This is a genomic window from Microbulbifer maximicatervae (SeqCode) (assembly GCF_056232625.1).
Genome location: NZ_CP174324.1, coordinates 1880969 through 1896417 on the forward strand (window position 1 = coordinate 1880969; position 15449 = coordinate 1896417).

Consider the following 15449-nt stretch of genomic DNA (forward strand, 5'->3'; position numbering starts at 1 on the left):
AGCTGAGATTTTATTTCTACTGACGGCGCCCTTTCATGTTCAGATCGCGTTTTAGCTGCTCTCTATGCCTATGCCTATGCCGTTAATCCAACTGCTTCGAATTTGAGACTCAGATCAATTCATTAACACTAATGACTTTTGCATTAAAAACTCCTGAAATAAAAATCTCTGGGCAACCTAAATGAAAGCCCCACCGAAGAGAAAGAAAAGTACATTAGCCAACCTGTTTTCTAGCGCTGAAGACGAAAAGAAGTTGCCAAGCAATTCCTTTTTGGCGAGATCTTTCAAAAAGGGGCCATCCTTTTGTTCAACGCAAGGGGAATTATTGAAGAAGATCTCTTTGCTGATCTGGAGGTAAAAGACCTGGAAGTGAAAGCCGGCGAATGCCTTATTTTCTCAACCCTAAATATGCACACATCCTATTCAAACACATCAAAAGATAAATCTCGATTTTCGCTTGCCAGGAGGTATACAGCTAATCACATAAAAGTTGTTCCTTATGGCAAAGACAACATTTCAACCATGGAGGGCTTGCTGGAATTCACATTGCCCAAAGTAGGTAATTTTCAGGTGTTTGGCAAAGATTCTTACGGCTACAATGAAATTCTGGATGATAATGAGTCTACTTCAGAATCGGTGTTACCCCTTCTACTATGGGGCAATTAGCAGTAAAAGCGTTATTTCGGTAAGTTTGGCAATATAGTTTAAAGAAATATAAGTGATGTAGCTTCCTCTCAATATCCTAAGAAACTAGTGGCAGCACTAGCTTGAGCAGCCCCCCACACGACACTTTATCTTTAGCACTAAACTGTATATATTTCGACGAATATAGAACTTATGACCAAATCATGATGGAAATCGAAGAAGTAGCCAAATCGCTTAAAGAGCTGGGACACCCAACCCGCTTGTTGATCTACAAAAAAGTAGTCAAAGCTGGCCTACCGGGTATTCCTGTAGGCAACATCCAGGAGCAGTTGGATATCCCCGGATCAACCCTTTCCCACCATATTTCCAGTCTGATTTCGGCGGGATTGATCTTCCAGCGGCGTGAGAGCCGAACCCTGTTCTGCGTAGCCGAATATCAGCACTTAACTGAGGTTATTCAGTTTTTACAAGATGAATGCTGTCACGATGATTTCAATACACCGATAAAGTGTCCTGATATCAAGTGTGCGGTACCGGATCAGCACTGAACAATGTCGCTCCTGCTTTGGGCGACCTCTATCGATGACGTCCAAACTTTCCTCTCTTCACCCCGATAGGTACATGTAGGCCCTAAATTCTGCATTAAGTACCGCTAGAATGACCATTCACAGCAATAGCCAGCTTTAGTTGGCTCCCTTCCCTTGATACCTTTCTTAGATACCTCGGAAATAACTCGAACATACATCTTTACTTAACATCTATATTTCTATTATTCTAGAAATATCATATCATTTGAGTTGTGTACCCCAGCATACAAAGGCCAGAGGAAACCATGAAAAAGAGCCATCCAAACGCCATTCAGGCAGCCAATGAAGCGGTAGAGTGGGGGCTTGCCCATGGCTTGGCTTTCAAATCTAGTCGTGGCTCAGCGAGCCATGTGCCTTTCAGCCTTACCCCAAGTACTATCGCCCTGGAACGGTTTGAGACGTTAAAGAAAGCAGTACCCCTATTGGGAAAGCTGATCCATCAAGTCTCAGAAGATCACCAATTTCTTCACGAAGCTATCAGGCCTGTTGCACATGGAGACCCGTTTTTCGGTGCCTTACTCGCCATGCATGGTCAAATAAAAAATGCGCCCCGCCTCCCCCTCCTGATTATGAGAAGTGACTTTATGGACGATGTGAGCCAAGGACCAAAGCTCATTGAGTTCAATGGAATCGCAGCAGGAATGGGGCCCTTCGGGCAGCGTATTTATGAGTTGCACCAATTCATACGCTCGCAAAGTCCTGAGACCTATTCCGATTGGTCCAATACTTCGAACGGCCAACCTATAGAGAACCCAGCAATTGAGCGACTCTCCCAAGGCCTTGCCGATGCGACAAGAGCCATCAAAAGCGAATTTGGAGATGGTGGCAACCCAACATTTCTAATGGTGATACAGGAATATGAAGACAATGTTTTCGACCAACACCTTCTTGAATATGCCTTAGCTGAAAAAGGCATACGTACGGTACGACAGACCTTTCGCGAACTCAAAGCGGGCCTGGTAACAGGCCCCAACAATAGGCTCCTGCTGCAAGGAATCGGCCCTGTAGATTGCGTGTATTTACGAGCCGGCTACAACTACTGTGATTATGTCGCCAAAGACCTGGATAGCGAGCGCTGCTGTGAAACACTGATGCAATCGCGAATTTTGCTTGAGAGCCATCGGATCGCAATTAATGCAACCGTAAGCCAACAACTGGCTACCAGCAAGCGTGTACAAATGATCCTTTCGTCCATGTCAGTAGAAATGCTAACCGGATTCAATGTATCCCAGGATGAAGCGGTTTTAATCAAGTCATTACTTGGCGAGATGCAACCAATTTCATCAGAGACGATAGAATGGTTCAGTCAGCAGAACGCCTCTAAGTGGGTGCTCAAAAATCAGGGAGAAGGCGGCGGGCACTGTGTCTTTGGTCAGGATATCAAGCTGAAACTCAAACAGCTCTCAGTAGACGAATACCCTGCCTGGGCACTAATGCCACGCTTGAGCCCGCCCCCTAGAAGCAATCCCGCCCTGGTAGTCAAAGACTCTGAATTATATTTAGTAGGCGATTTAATCAGTGAAATAGGTATGTTTACGGTTCATTTCAATGGTCAACCAGCTACTTCAGAACAAGGTTTTGCCGGCTACTTAGTTCGAAGTAAATCCTCTCAGGAAATGGAGGGTGGCGTGCATAGCGGCAAGGGCGTTTTAGATTCACTGATATCCAATGTCGCCTGACAACATCACAAGCAATCCGTAAAAAGGATCTCTTGGCACCATAAATCACACTTCAAAGCTAATGAAAACACACTGACAAAATTCATTATTTCTATATTTCTAGTAATAACAAATTTAATTAAGGAGCTAAAACAATGCCCCCAGAGTTCGTATCCATGCTAGAAGAAGCTCTCTCTATGTTTGCTTTTCTTGCAGTTGAGCTGACAGTATTATTTTTAGCTATCAGCTACCTCGTTGGTGTATTGCAGCAGTACATTACACCGGAAAAAATCCAAGCGACCCTAAGCTCACGCAATGGCCGAGGCTACGTAATAGCCGCATTACTTGGCTCCATTACACCTTTCTGTTCATGCTCTACTATTCCATTTTTGAAGGGACTACTTCGCGCCCGCGCTGGTTTCGGACCAATGATGGTGTTCCTATTCTCCAGCCCTCTACTTAATCCGATTGTTATTGGCTTGTTGATCTTTACATTTGGTCTCAACGTAGCGATTTTTTATTTCACTCTAGCGATGACTGTGTCAATTTCTGCGGGATTTGCACTGGAAAAATTTGGATTCGAGCGTTTTGTCCGCGATGGTGTCTACCGAGACACAAATAGTAAAAATCCCCCTTCACCCAGTGAGAACAAAGGGATAGCCAATAATTTGGCATTTAATAATGGAGTCTTGGCTACAACTGGCGCAACCAATACAGCAACAATATCTTCTCTATCATCAGCTGCAAAAACTGGAGAAACTACATCCTGCTGTATCAATACTCCGGCAAATAGCTGTGATTCTGAGGGGGGAGTAGAAACCCAGAAACTAAATCGCTGGGTCATTATTTGGAATTCCACCTGGATAGATTTTAAAAAAACACTCCCCTATTTACTGCTCGGTATTTCTCTGGGATCATTCATTTACGGATTTGTTCCTACTGATTTGATCGTAACCTACGCAGGAGAAAACAAGTGGTACGCGATTCCAATTGCAGCTGTAATCGGTATTCCACTCTATATACGTGCCTCTGCTGTTATCCCTCTGAGTGCTGGTTTGGTGCAAAAGGGCATGGCTCTCGGATCGGTAATGGCACTAATTATCGGCAGTGCTGGCGCCAGCCTGACAGAAGTTATCCTATTAAGGTCCATCTTTAAAACCCAGATGATCGCAGCATTTTTAGTGGTTGTTTTAGGTATGGCTATCACAGCGGGTTACCTGTACACCCTTCTGTTTTAATTCCAGGTATTTTGGAGGTAGAGACTTATGAACAAGATACACGACGCGATTATCATTGGCGCAGGGCCTATTGGAATTGCTGCCGCTGTACAGCTCTTGTCGAGAAAACTGAAGCCCTTGGTTTTAGAGAAAGGCATATCGGCCGGCAGCGCCATGCTGGATTGGGGCCATGTTCGGGTTTTTACACTCTGACCTTATATCATTGATAAAGCAGTTGCTAACCTCCTTGATATGAATGGCTGGGTATATCCAAATAGGGAATACTTACCTACAGGCCGTGAAATAGTGGACGAGTATTTAGGTCCATCAGCCAAAACTTTGGAGCCAATTAATAAAAGTACTCTTATTTTATTTAGCTCCATAAAATTAATTGGAGATGATTTCCTTAATCAATTTATGGTGATAGATTTAGAGATGAAAGCTGGGGAGTGTTTGATCTTTTCTTCATTGAACTTACATGCTTCCCATTCCAATACCAGCGATAATAGTAGAAGGTTCTCCTTTGTAGGAAGATGCACTGCCAACCACATAAAGGTAGCCCCCTACGGAAAAGATTTATATTCAACCTATGAGGGACTTGTCGAATATGATACCCCTAAAATCGACACTTTTCAGGTTTTCGGCAATGATACCTACGGTTACAACGAAATCCTTAAAGAATAAACGTTCATTTAAAGCTTTGTCAGGTTTTGGGTATATGCTTGTCGTACCACCGGAAAAGATACGGCGAGCTTTGCCAACATCCGCACCAATATTTTATTTAGCAAGGAATTTGAGCTTATAATCCGCCTAACAATTTCTGTCTTTCGAATCGTCGCCGCGCCTATTTTACGCCTTTCATCGGAATAACTATCTACTGTACCGTTTATAATGGCATCAACCGCAGCTATCGCATCGGCAATACCCAGATTCATACCTTTACCACCTACTGGAGAATGGCAGTGAGCGGCGTCTCCGACTAAAAGTACGCGCTGGGAGCGATAACTCTTCGCCTGCCGAATTGAAATTTGAAAACTACCGGAGCGATGGATATTCTTAATTTTTAGCGGCACATCTAGTGCTCCCAACGCATCTGGCTGGGTAGCAACTACTCTTAAACGCTGTTTACCCATAGGTAAAGTAATTGTAAATTGATTGCCGGGCCGCTGAATATCCACGCTAACTAAATCGGGATCACACTCTCCTTCTATATCTACATCAGCGACTCCCCAAGGTTCCGGCAAATCTGTACCAGAAAATGGAATACTCAGTTTCTCACGAATTGTTGAATGAACTCCGTCAGCAGCAATTAACCAGTCAAAGCATTCGACACTGCCGTCAGACAGGGTAACTACCACCCGGTGATCACTAGAATCCACTTCAGTAGCAGCCACGCCATATTCAACTGAAACGCCTTGCTCAAGTAAAGCATCTCGCAAAATTTCCTCGGTGCGATTTTGCGGTAACCCAAAGCCCACATACTCTTTATATGCATCGCCCCGGTTGTCCAAAAATAACAGCGGCCTACCCGCTTGAAGATATTGAACTTTGCAGAGTCGCATCGCCTCAGATACCAAGTTATCTGAAACACCAACCTTAAGAAGGCGCCTGATGGTGCAGGGAAAAATACCGACTGCCCGAGAGAGTTCACTGGGCTTGGTACGGCGTTCAACTATTCGGCATTTGATTCCATAGAAAGACAAAGCACAAGCTGCCGCCAACCCCGTTGGACCCGCACCAACCACTAACACACGGTCTATATGGCTCACTGGTAGCATTGCACCCTGCCGTAGAACTCACTTCTATTGTAGAAGCCCGGGAAAAAGCAAGGCACGGCCATCATAGAAGTAAACACACCTGCTGTGATAAAATCGCAATTTCAAGGCACCCCTCATATGATCGACCTCAGTATTTTACCCGCCTTCTTGCTCGCAGCGATTGTTCTAGCGGCCTCCCCTGGTCCAGACCTACTGTTAATATCTGCTTACTCTTCCGCTCGTGGATTCGCTGCAGGAGTAATGATCTCATTGGGCATTTTTACTGCTGGGATAGTGCAAACGGCGCTAGTTGCTCTCGGACTCGGACATATTATGCAGACGATGCCTCTGGTGGCACTGGTAGTAAAACTGGTGGGAGCCGTATATTTAGCTTGGCTTGGATTGTCACTCCTTCGCAATTGGCGTTCAAATAAAGTGGCACAAAATAACCAACCAGATACCGTGGCACTGTCGGCAGCACAGCTGATGGCCCGAGGCTTGCTCAACAACCTAATGAACCCCAAAGCCCTACTTTTCTTTAGCCTTTTCCTGCCTCAATTTACCGTGTCATCCCAGGCAATCACGCCCCAAATCCTTGTATTGGGCATACTCTTAAGCATTACAGCGTTGGCTTTTAACACCCTGGTATCCCTATCGTTTAGCAAGCTGGGAAAATCTCTTGCTACACAGGCCAATATTCAGCGGCACCTGGATGGTTTTCTTGGAGTTATTTTCCTCGGCTTGGCCTCTCGCCTGGCTTTTGACCGCTGATTTTTTATAGTTTTATGGACGACAGGAAGCTTTCTGTGAAAATATAGCGGCAGTCAAAGTACTTTCAGCAGTCCAGCGGAGAGCTCAATGCGAATAGCGGTCCTGTCTGACATCCATAGCAATGTTTATGCCCTCGATGCCATTGTTGCTGATCTAAAAAAGAGAGGCGCCGATCTAACGGTGAACCTGGGTGATATTTTATATGGCCCTATTGCGCCACGACTCACCTATGAACGCTTAATGGAGCAAGGTTACACGACAATTCGCGGTAATCAGGACCGGCAAATATATGAAGCCACATCTACCGAAATAGAAAGCAACCCAACCCTGCAATTTATTCTGAAAGACCTTGGTGTTAAACCACTATTATGGATGAAGCAGTTACCACCCAGCTTACAAATCACCGATGAAGTCTTTCTTTGCCATGGAACACCCAGTAGTGACCTCATATATCTGCTGGAAGATACCAGCAGCGGCCGCCCCCAGATACGCTCCAACCATGAAATCCTCAACCTCCTTGGAAAGATTTCCTCAAAAGTCATTCTATGTGGGCATACACATCAACCACGCTGTGTCTCTGTCGGTAGTGGCCAGCTGGTCGTAAATCCAGGCAGCGTTGGGCTACCGGCTTACACTGACAGTGAACCGCAACCCCATATAATGGAAACCTTTAGCCCCCATGCGAGTTACGCCCTGATAGAGAGAAGCAAAAATGGAGCCTGGAACGCAGAATTTTTTAAGGTAAGTTATGATACAGATAAAGCTGTTCAAGCTGCTATTGCGCAAGGGAGAGATGACTGGGGTTTCTATCTGTCAACCGGACGAGCCAGCTAGGTAAGTCAGCTTGCATAGGACATTGAATCAAAAGGAAAGTCGCCAAATGGAAGATTATCGCCCTTGGGATATGGAACTAAATACCTTCCTAATGTTGCTTCATCTAAGTCAATTGGCTTGGGTCGTGATTCCTGGTGCTGGTTTTGTTTTACCCATTATTATGTGGGCGACAACAAGGGACCGCTCTCAAGAAATTGACAAACACGGCAAGATGATATTCAACTGGATGTTAAGCTTACTTATCTATTCTATTATTTCCGCCATACTGATATTTTTTATTATCGGTATTTTTGGACTGATTGCATTGGCAATAATCAATGTAATATTTATTGTGATTGGTGCAATCCGGGCCAATGAAGGCCAATTTTGGCGCTACCCACTTAGTATTCGATTTTTTGGTTAAATAATTAACCGTTCCTTCCAGATGAGAAATCGGGAGAGCACCTCCCGATTTCCCTTGGCTATAAGCCAGTAATCTCTATATTACATTCAGCAGGTTAGCGCCGATTAGTAGTAACCAGAGATATCATCAGTGATAGGACCGAGAGCACGGTAAGCGTTAGAAATGTCTACGCCGTTTGAGCGCTCACCACAGGCCAAGCCACCACACTCGTACCAGTCAGGATCAGAAAACCAATCGTACTGGGTAACGTTTTCGCCGTATTTCCAAGGGTAAGCCATGATGGTAGAGAACTTGTTATCTACACCGTGACCCATACCGTAAGAGTAAACGCCACCAGAGGTATCACCCTGCTTGGTTGAGTGAAGCAGACCCATATTGTGGCCCAGCTCGTGAACGAAGGTGTTATAACCACAGTCAACGCCAGTTACGCTGTAAGCGCGCTCTTTTGCGCTGGAGTACATGGTGCCATTGCTACCCTGTCCAACCCAGGCAATACCACAGGTGATGTAGGTGTTGCCGTCGATTACAGTTTCTTCAGCTTTACCCAGGAAAACCACCATATCCGCCTTTTCAGAGGAACGCCAGTTATTCACAGTGTCGTGGAAGGTAATCAGGTCCAGGGTTTCTTCGTTAACACGGAGATCGGAGCTGGTAGCTTCCCAGGTGTCTACCAGGTTCAACTGGATATCAATACCATTCCTTGAAAAGGAATTGTTCGCATAGCTGATATAGCTATCGATCTTGGCTGAGATATCACCGGTATACTCCGCAGCAGGTGTAGTGTACATAATAGCGATATCGACGGTATCGGCACTCGCAGCGCCAGAAACAGTCAGTGCTGCAATAGCAGCGGCCAGGCTTTTCTTCAGGTTCATTATAAGACTCCTTTTATTATAATAAGTAGTGCACACTCCTCCCCCAGCAATTAATTAAAATTGCTGCCCAAAGGAGTAACAGTACGCTTTTAATACCCTGACTCGATTAAAAAACTATCCCTAGTCCTTTAACCGCCTGAGGAGACGAGCCCCCGGTATCTGCAGGATTTACTTGGGCCTTCCTTTGCCTGATTATTAATTCAAAGCATAATTACTTTGAATCAATTTCTTCTTATTTGAAGTCGTTTAGCGGTAAATCGTCATCCGACCAGGTCTTTTCACGAGGTGCTTCCGAGGACATATCCTTATCGTGTTTCTCTACGTGGTTTTTAATTAATGCACCATTAGGCGCTATCCACGCATAACTACCCTGACCTTCCATTGTGTATGACCCGGAAGGTAAGTTTAGCTGTGCATAAACAGAGTTTGCTCCGAGAGTAAAAGTTGCGCCATGCAGGCGAGTCATCCCCGGGAGATTTAATTGTACGCTTTTGTTGCCACTGGCATGCTCTTCAATACTGCCAACCTGAGCATCGTAATCACCTTCAATACCTGGCAAGTCAATGTCGACGTAATCACCAACAGTGAGATTCCGGAGCATATCAATATCCAGCTCGAGATAGGTTTCACCATTGAGATCTACTGGTAGGCGACCATTTTCATAAAGAGCTTCCCTGGCCAGCTCTGACTCAACCCAAAGTGCTTTTTCTTCATCACTTTCGAGGAGTTCTTCTTCACCCACCTGAACCTCCTCAGGTTTAAGCGGCTCTGCTTTTTGAGTAGATTTACTGATAGCTGGCTTGGGCTTTTCCAGCTCAGCGACTGGTTTTTGACCTTCAGATTGGCTTTTGGACCAAACGAAATACCCTGCTGCCACTGCAATGGCGACGAGAGGAATTATTTTTCTCACAAGCTTTTCTCTCAAAATAATGCTACGTGCAACGGCAAAGCACGTCCTATCGACAGCTTAACCAGCCTTACCTCATGTTGGCATCTTTACGATTCTTAACATTCGATATTTAGTTGAGACGATCGATCCTAATTATCACGCAGCTTTTTTTTGGGAAATTTTTCACATAATTTTCATAAAAACTGAACAGAATCTAAATTATTTTTCAAAACTGTGGGGAACGTCGGAATTAAAGCAGACATGCTTCACGAAAACCCTTTTTGCACCAAATTAGTTCAAGCCAAATACCTGTGGTGAGATCCCCCCCCAAATACGATCAGGAGTCACCTGCAAAAAACCAAAAAAATAAGTTTCACAAGAAACAAATTTGATAGATTTTTAAGCAGAATCAACAATTTCAGCGTGTGAAAGACAATAGAAGAAAAAAGTGAGAGCTCAAAATTTCTCTTCAATTTTGGAATGGAATTTTCTGGTAGAAAAAAGTGAATATAAGGACAAACTGGAAAATCGTAACTAGGCAGGCAATTCAGACAATCTGTTTATTCTTGATTGGGTAGAGATAAAGCTGTACGGAGTAACTTCAGCGCACAGCAGTTAATTGGCCAATGGTGACACCGTTACTCAACTCGATAGCGCAACAACACCAAATTATCCAGGACTATATTTTTTGACCAGATAAATTTAGCACCACTGCCATAAAACTGTTTCCGAAAATTCATATACGCCGCTTTATTGTCCACACCTATCTGCTGCTCCGTGTACTCTGTCGCATAAGGCCAAGAAAGATAGCGATCGTCGACTTTCCAATTTTTCGGAATATCCCAGTGCAGAGAATAGACTTGTGCACCTGGTTTTGGGGGCCTCTCAGCACAGTCCGAGGAGGTTCGCTCTTCTCCCCGCTCTTTCATGCACCCCAAATCATAAATAGGTGCAGTATAAAAAGTTTGTGCATGCCACTTTGAATTCGTTTTGGTACCGTCAGAAAAGCTGGCAATAAAGCCACCGTCACCGGCGTGAGTGCGGACACCTCTATTACTCTCTGTGCCCTCCCCTAAGTTCTCCTCCCAGTCAACCGCTTTTACAGCGATATCGTAGGGTCTCTTTACCCTGAACTTAACCACACTGGAGTTAAATGGCGTAAATGGAACCGGATCAACAGCAACTAACTTGCCATTGATATATAGCTCAAAATAATTGTCGGCAAAGATATAACCGGTAACCACCTCGCCTTCTTTGTCGATATCGACCACCGGTACCTTTGTAAGGTCCATATCCTCCAATGAGGATGGAGTGACCCCAGAGCACTGGTTATAGAGATCTGCAGCAAAGTACCGCTTGCTGTAATTCACTTCAGCCGGAACGGTAAAGGCTTTGCCCTCTACCTGCTTCACCCCCATTGGCGACAACCGGGAGCGACCGGAAGCACAGGAAAACAGGTTCTCCGTTTCTACTTTGGCAGAACCCTCAGCCACCGCCCCATTGCTCGAGTAAGGGTTTTCCAGAGACCAGGCATTTGCCGTAATCGATATAAGGCCCAGGAAGGCCGCCTGATATCGTTTTCCCATCGTTCCAACCTCCTTTCGAGAGACAGCTATAGTCGTAAGCTCACCAAGCTGTAGCCCTATTAATCTGACAAGCTGCAAGCTTAATGATTTACAAAGTAATCAAAATGCACTTTTTACCTTCTATATAGAAAGCTAACACAGTAAGAGAGTAATAGTTGCCGGGGTCAACAATTCTTAACCCTGTAGCCGAGGCAGCTTTAAGAATATTTACACGAAAGGGGTAAAACAGAGGGGGGTTAACGGCACCCGGCCTTAAGCAGATCGGGTGCCGTTAAAGAAGGGCATTAAGCGGGCTTGGTTCGCACCCACTTATGATCAAAGAAACCGCTGACAAAGCCTGCCAACACAATAGCCATCAACAGTAGCCATATCAGCTTTTCCGGCTTATCACTGGGCGTCGGCTCAGCAACCTGCTCCAGCTTCTGGCCACTGACCTGTTGCGCAGCATTGGCGCTGCTAACCTGAGGGTTATCCAATACCTGGGCATTGGCCAGGGCCGCGAGGCCGAACCCTAGTGCCTGCTGATTGACGAATTCCTTGAACTTGTCATTGTCGGTAGCCACATCAAACTGATTTGCCAGCTCGGTGTAGGTCTCTACCATTTTCTCCAGGGTTTCAGGCTTCGCATCCCAATATCCCTTGCGCACCGCTTCCAGCATTCGCTCCAACATCTGGGCCAGGGCCTCGGCATTGTGCTCTTCGAAGAATTCGCGCATGTCCATTTCATATTTGTCATCCACGTAGACTTCAAACATTTCCTGCCATTGGTCGTCGCGAATGGTTTCCGGAGTCATTACTTCCCAGCCCCACATATTGTTGACGCGATCCAGGATAGCGGTAGCGCCGGCGTAGCCGGAATCCTGCATCGCCTCAATCCAGCGGGGGTGGAAGTAACGGCTGCGCATTTCCTGGTTAACGAACTCCGCAAGGGTTTGCGCTTTTACGTTATCTTTGCGACGCAAATTGGAAACATACATTTCCGGCGTTGCGCCATCCAGATTGCGAACTGCCAGACCGATACCGCCAAAGTATTGGAAGGGATCATCATTGGTCATCATGGCGTAGAGGTTGGTGGAGCGGGAAAAAATCACCCCATCAGTGCCAGACAGCACCTTGCCGTACAGCTCAACACTGCGCTGATCCTCGCTCCAGCGGGATTCATCTTTGCCATAGGCAAAGCCCATACGGCGCATATAGAGGTCAGCGAGCTTGTCATCCCCCTCCCAACTGTCAGAGGCCAGGCTGGCGGCGGCAAGACCCGTTCCATAGTTGCCGCTTTCATTGGAGAAGATACGCACCGATGACAAATAGCGTGAATCCTCTTCACTGTTGCCGTCTTCCAGCAGCTGCTGTTGCAATGCCTGGCTGTGGCGGTAAACAAAGTTATTGTCTTCTTTCATCTGCGCCACTTTATCGATGGCTTCTGCCAACCACAGCATCACGTTGGGGAAAGCATCCCTATAAAGGCCTGTCGCAGAGATTACGACATCAATACGCGGGCGCTTTAATTCCGAGTAGGGAATAACTTCTGTACCGGTAACATTGCCCTGCTGGTTCCACTTGGGTTTTAGGCCCAGGGCGTGCAGGATCTGGGCTTCCAGGGCTCCCTGGTGGCGCATGGTTTCAAGGGACCACAGGGAGAAAGCCAACTTGTCCGGGAAGCGGCCATGCTTTGCATGGTAGTCAGCAATGGTCTGGTCCATCAGCTGTACACCAGCTTCATAGGCTTCCTTCGATGGGACCTTAGCCGGGTTAAAGCCAATCAGGTTGCGGCCGGTGGGCACCGCCTGCGGGTTGCGAATCGGGTCACCCCCATGGCTTACAGGAATGTAGTTACCATCGAGTGCCGACATCAGGTTTTCCAGCTCGGCAATTTTGGCAAAGTTATCGGAGTATTCCCGGGCCTGATCCAACTGGGCCTGCAAGGGCTCAGGAACCTGCTCCAGCTCACCGCCCTCCAGGAAGGTATCCAGTAACTGGAACCCTGCCTGCGCTTCCAAAGCCACAACATTGCGCTCGTCCCGGGTTTGCTCTTCCGGCAAACGCAACCCGTGCTCCGCCTCATATTCATCCGCTGCGGTGATAAACCCTTCACCCAACATTTGCAGCATGGTGCTGGTGAGGTGTTCGGTTTTGGGCAGCTGACCAAAACGATGGATGCCCAGCGGCTGGCTCATCTCTGCCAATTGACCCAAATGATCCTGCAAGCGGCTCAGTTGGCCATCAAAATCCGCACTTAAGGCTTCAGCACTGATTTCCAGATCCTTGAGCATATTGAGCTCTTCGGCCAGACTGATAATACGCTCTTGGGTATTGGCCCGGGTCTGCCCCTCAGACAATACCAGGTAATTGCCAATTAACTCGGACAACTCAGCCACTTCCGCATACAAGCCCGCTTTCGCGAAGCCTGGGGTCAAGTGGCTGATCATGGTGGCACGGCCACGGCGCTTGGCCTGCATGGCCTCTCCCACGTTATCGATAATGTAGGGGTAGAACACCGGGATATTTCCCAGGGCCAAACTGGGTGCATCGTAAACCGACAGGCCCCGCTCTTTGCCACTGAGCCACTCCTGGGAGCCATGGGTTCCCAGGTGAATGTAGGCATCGGCACCAAAGGTTTCCCGCGCATAGAGGTAAACCGCCAGGTAGGCGTGGTTCACCGGGGTTTTCATATCGTGGTATAGGGAAGAGTGATCCTTGGCATTGTCCGCGCGAACGCCTTGCGGCAACACAATCAAATTGCCAAGGGTCATCCGGGGAATAACAAATGCAGGCTCGCCGTTATGTTCGGCCAACATGGCATTGTCTTCCGGCTTGCCCCAACGCTCTACAATAGGATCCCGTACAGTTGCAGGCAGTTGGTCAAACCAGGCTTGATAGGTGGACAGCGGCATCCAATCAGCCAGCCCTTTATCGATCAAGGCTACGCTGTCTTCGCGACGATAATAAGGGCGCAACAACTGCCCGGCCCAATCGATAAGGGTTTTTGAATCCCTGATATGTACCTCATAGCCTCTTTCGCGCATTGCCTGGGCAATCGACTCAATCGAGCTGGGTACATCCAGGAAAGCCGCACCGATATTTTTTTCCCCGGGCGGGTAGTTCCAAATAAACGTTGCCACCTTTTTATTGGTGTTGCTTTGATAAGCGAGGGAGGCGTGATTCCAGGCGCGCTCTATCAAGGCCTGCATCTGTACATCCATCACTACTTTATTGCCGTCTTTATTAGCAGCGATAATCACCGGATCGATGCTGCCAGTATCTTCAGGCATTACCAGGAAGAATGGAGTCAGGGATGGAGATACACCGCTATTATCAGCAAAATATTCTTCTTCGCTGCCCTCGGTGTAATTGAGCGCGTGAATAACCGGCACTCCCAACTTCTCAAATTCAGCGCGGCGCTTGCTGACATAGTGCAGGGAGCGGTAATTAATCATCAAGTCGACACGGGTATTGCCGCTGTCGGTTTGCAATAAGTCTGGATAGGAAAGCGGCAAGTCTTCGCCTTCAAAGAAGAAGGCGAAAGCCTTGGCACCTTTAGCCTCAAGACCATCCAACAGGGTGTCGACAACCTGCTGCTGCTCGTAATCCACCACGGAGCGATGGATAGCCACAGCAATCACTGGCTGCTGCTCAGCGGGCTTTAACCAGTCAAAGAAAAATTCCTCTTTATCGGTGACAAGCTGCTCCAGGCGGGGATGATAAAAACCCACCTTGGGTACAATTATCGGTTCCGGTACTGAGCCACTGGAAAGGTCAAATACCTCTGCCGACAAAAACTGCATCATATACCGGTAGTTTTTGCGGCCCGCATTATTAAAATAAGCGGCTATCGCCCGATGCTCGGACTCTGCCAACCCCTGGTTCATGGACTTATTATCTGCATCCCCCAGGGAAATCACCGGAACTTGCGGATGCTTGGCCAGCATTGGCTGGAACTTGCCAAACATAAAAGCAGAAAGCGCCGGGTTGATGCCATCCAGCATTATCAGTTCAGCGGAAGACCAAGCCAGGTCGATTTCCTCATCACTCTTACCTTTGCTGTTAAAGATCTCCAGCTCAAAGGGTTGGTCTGCAGAGAGATCAGCCAGCAATGTACCTTTTGCCTTGGCCGTGTGGCTCGACATCATCAAGAGTACTTTGGGTTTATCACTGGCCTGGGCAAAGGTTGCAAAAGCCAAGCTCATCAATAGGCACACAAACTGTGCCCATAGTTTATTACGCACC

Annotated in this window: 14 protein-coding genes; 9 read left to right on the top strand and 5 right to left on the bottom strand. The window is 47.0% G+C overall.

Translation table 11 applies throughout. From position 1 onward, the window contains the following. The first annotated feature begins 303 nt into the window (after positions 1 to 303). From ACJJI6_RS08160 to ACJJI6_RS08185, 6 genes are all read left to right on the top strand, one after another. Positions 304 to 666 carry a hypothetical protein gene (locus ACJJI6_RS08160; RefSeq protein WP_475713103.1) on the top strand — a complete coding sequence of 121 codons (363 nt, stop codon included), beginning with the start codon at positions 304 to 306 and terminating at the stop codon, positions 664 to 666. Positions 667 to 848: 182 nt separating this feature from the next. Further along, positions 849 to 1193 carry an ArsR/SmtB family transcription factor gene (locus ACJJI6_RS08165; protein WP_413665278.1) on the top strand — a complete coding sequence of 115 codons (345 nt, stop codon included), beginning with the start codon at positions 849 to 851 and terminating at the stop codon, positions 1191 to 1193. A gap of 284 nt (positions 1194 to 1477) precedes the next feature. After that, positions 1478 to 2911: a hypothetical protein gene (locus ACJJI6_RS08170; RefSeq protein WP_413665277.1), complete on the top strand. Its 1434-nt coding sequence runs from the start codon at positions 1478 to 1480 to the stop codon at positions 2909 to 2911. A gap of 134 nt (positions 2912 to 3045) precedes the next feature. After that, on the top strand, positions 3046 to 4128 hold the full coding sequence (locus ACJJI6_RS08175; RefSeq protein WP_413665276.1) for a permease: 1083 nt from the start codon (positions 3046 to 3048) through the stop codon (positions 4126 to 4128). Positions 4129 to 4155: 27 nt separating this feature from the next. Then, a complete protein-coding gene (locus ACJJI6_RS08180; RefSeq protein ID WP_413665275.1) occupies positions 4156 to 4320 on the top strand; it encodes an NAD(P)-binding domain-containing protein in 165 nt (54 codons plus the stop codon). Positions 4321 to 4359: 39 nt separating this feature from the next. Next, positions 4360 to 4791 (top strand): phytanoyl-CoA dioxygenase family protein, encoded by a 432-nt coding sequence (locus ACJJI6_RS08185; RefSeq protein ID WP_444942086.1) that lies wholly within the window; start codon positions 4360 to 4362, stop codon positions 4789 to 4791. A gap of 8 nt (positions 4792 to 4799) precedes the next feature. On the opposite strand, the gene ACJJI6_RS08190 is transcribed toward ACJJI6_RS08185, so the two are convergent. Continuing rightward, on the bottom strand, positions 4800 to 5876 hold the full coding sequence (locus ACJJI6_RS08190) for an FAD-dependent oxidoreductase (protein ID WP_413665273.1): 1077 nt from the start codon (positions 5874 to 5876) through the stop codon (positions 4800 to 4802). A gap of 126 nt (positions 5877 to 6002) precedes the next feature. Here ACJJI6_RS08190 and ACJJI6_RS08195 point away from each other — a divergent pair, with 126 nt between their 5' ends. From ACJJI6_RS08195 to ACJJI6_RS08205, 3 genes are all read left to right on the top strand, one after another. Beyond that, positions 6003 to 6635 (top strand): LysE family translocator, encoded by a 633-nt coding sequence (locus tag ACJJI6_RS08195; RefSeq protein ID WP_475713104.1) that lies wholly within the window; start codon positions 6003 to 6005, stop codon positions 6633 to 6635. 87 nt (positions 6636 to 6722) lie between these two features. Continuing rightward, complete coding sequence (locus tag ACJJI6_RS08200; protein WP_475713105.1) at positions 6723 to 7469, top strand: metallophosphoesterase family protein; 747 nt, start codon at positions 6723 to 6725, stop codon at positions 7467 to 7469. Between the two features lie 46 nt (positions 7470 to 7515). Then, positions 7516 to 7872, top strand: a complete 357-nt coding sequence (locus ACJJI6_RS08205; protein WP_413665269.1) for a DUF4870 domain-containing protein — start codon at positions 7516 to 7518, stop codon at positions 7870 to 7872. A gap of 104 nt (positions 7873 to 7976) precedes the next feature. Here ACJJI6_RS08205 and ACJJI6_RS08210 read toward each other — a convergent pair whose 3' ends face one another. The 4 genes from ACJJI6_RS08210 to cobN form a co-directional block, all read right to left on the bottom strand. Further along, on the bottom strand, positions 7977 to 8747 hold the full coding sequence (locus ACJJI6_RS08210; RefSeq protein WP_475713106.1) for a zinc-dependent metalloprotease family protein: 771 nt from the start codon (positions 8745 to 8747) through the stop codon (positions 7977 to 7979). A 232-nt stretch (positions 8748 to 8979) separates the two neighbouring features. After that, positions 8980 to 9657 carry a protease inhibitor BamI-like protein gene (locus ACJJI6_RS08215; RefSeq protein ID WP_444896784.1) on the bottom strand — a complete coding sequence of 226 codons (678 nt, stop codon included), beginning with the start codon at positions 9655 to 9657 and terminating at the stop codon, positions 8980 to 8982. Between the two features lie 617 nt (positions 9658 to 10274). Continuing rightward, a complete protein-coding gene (locus ACJJI6_RS08220) occupies positions 10275 to 11222 on the bottom strand; it encodes a hypothetical protein (protein WP_475713107.1) in 948 nt (315 codons plus the stop codon). Between the two features lie 284 nt (positions 11223 to 11506). Continuing rightward, positions 11507 to 15448, bottom strand: coding sequence for a cobaltochelatase subunit CobN (gene cobN / locus ACJJI6_RS08225; RefSeq protein ID WP_444896782.1), 3942 nt, complete (start codon positions 15446 to 15448; stop codon positions 11507 to 11509). Between the last annotated feature and the right edge of the window lies 1 nt (position 15449).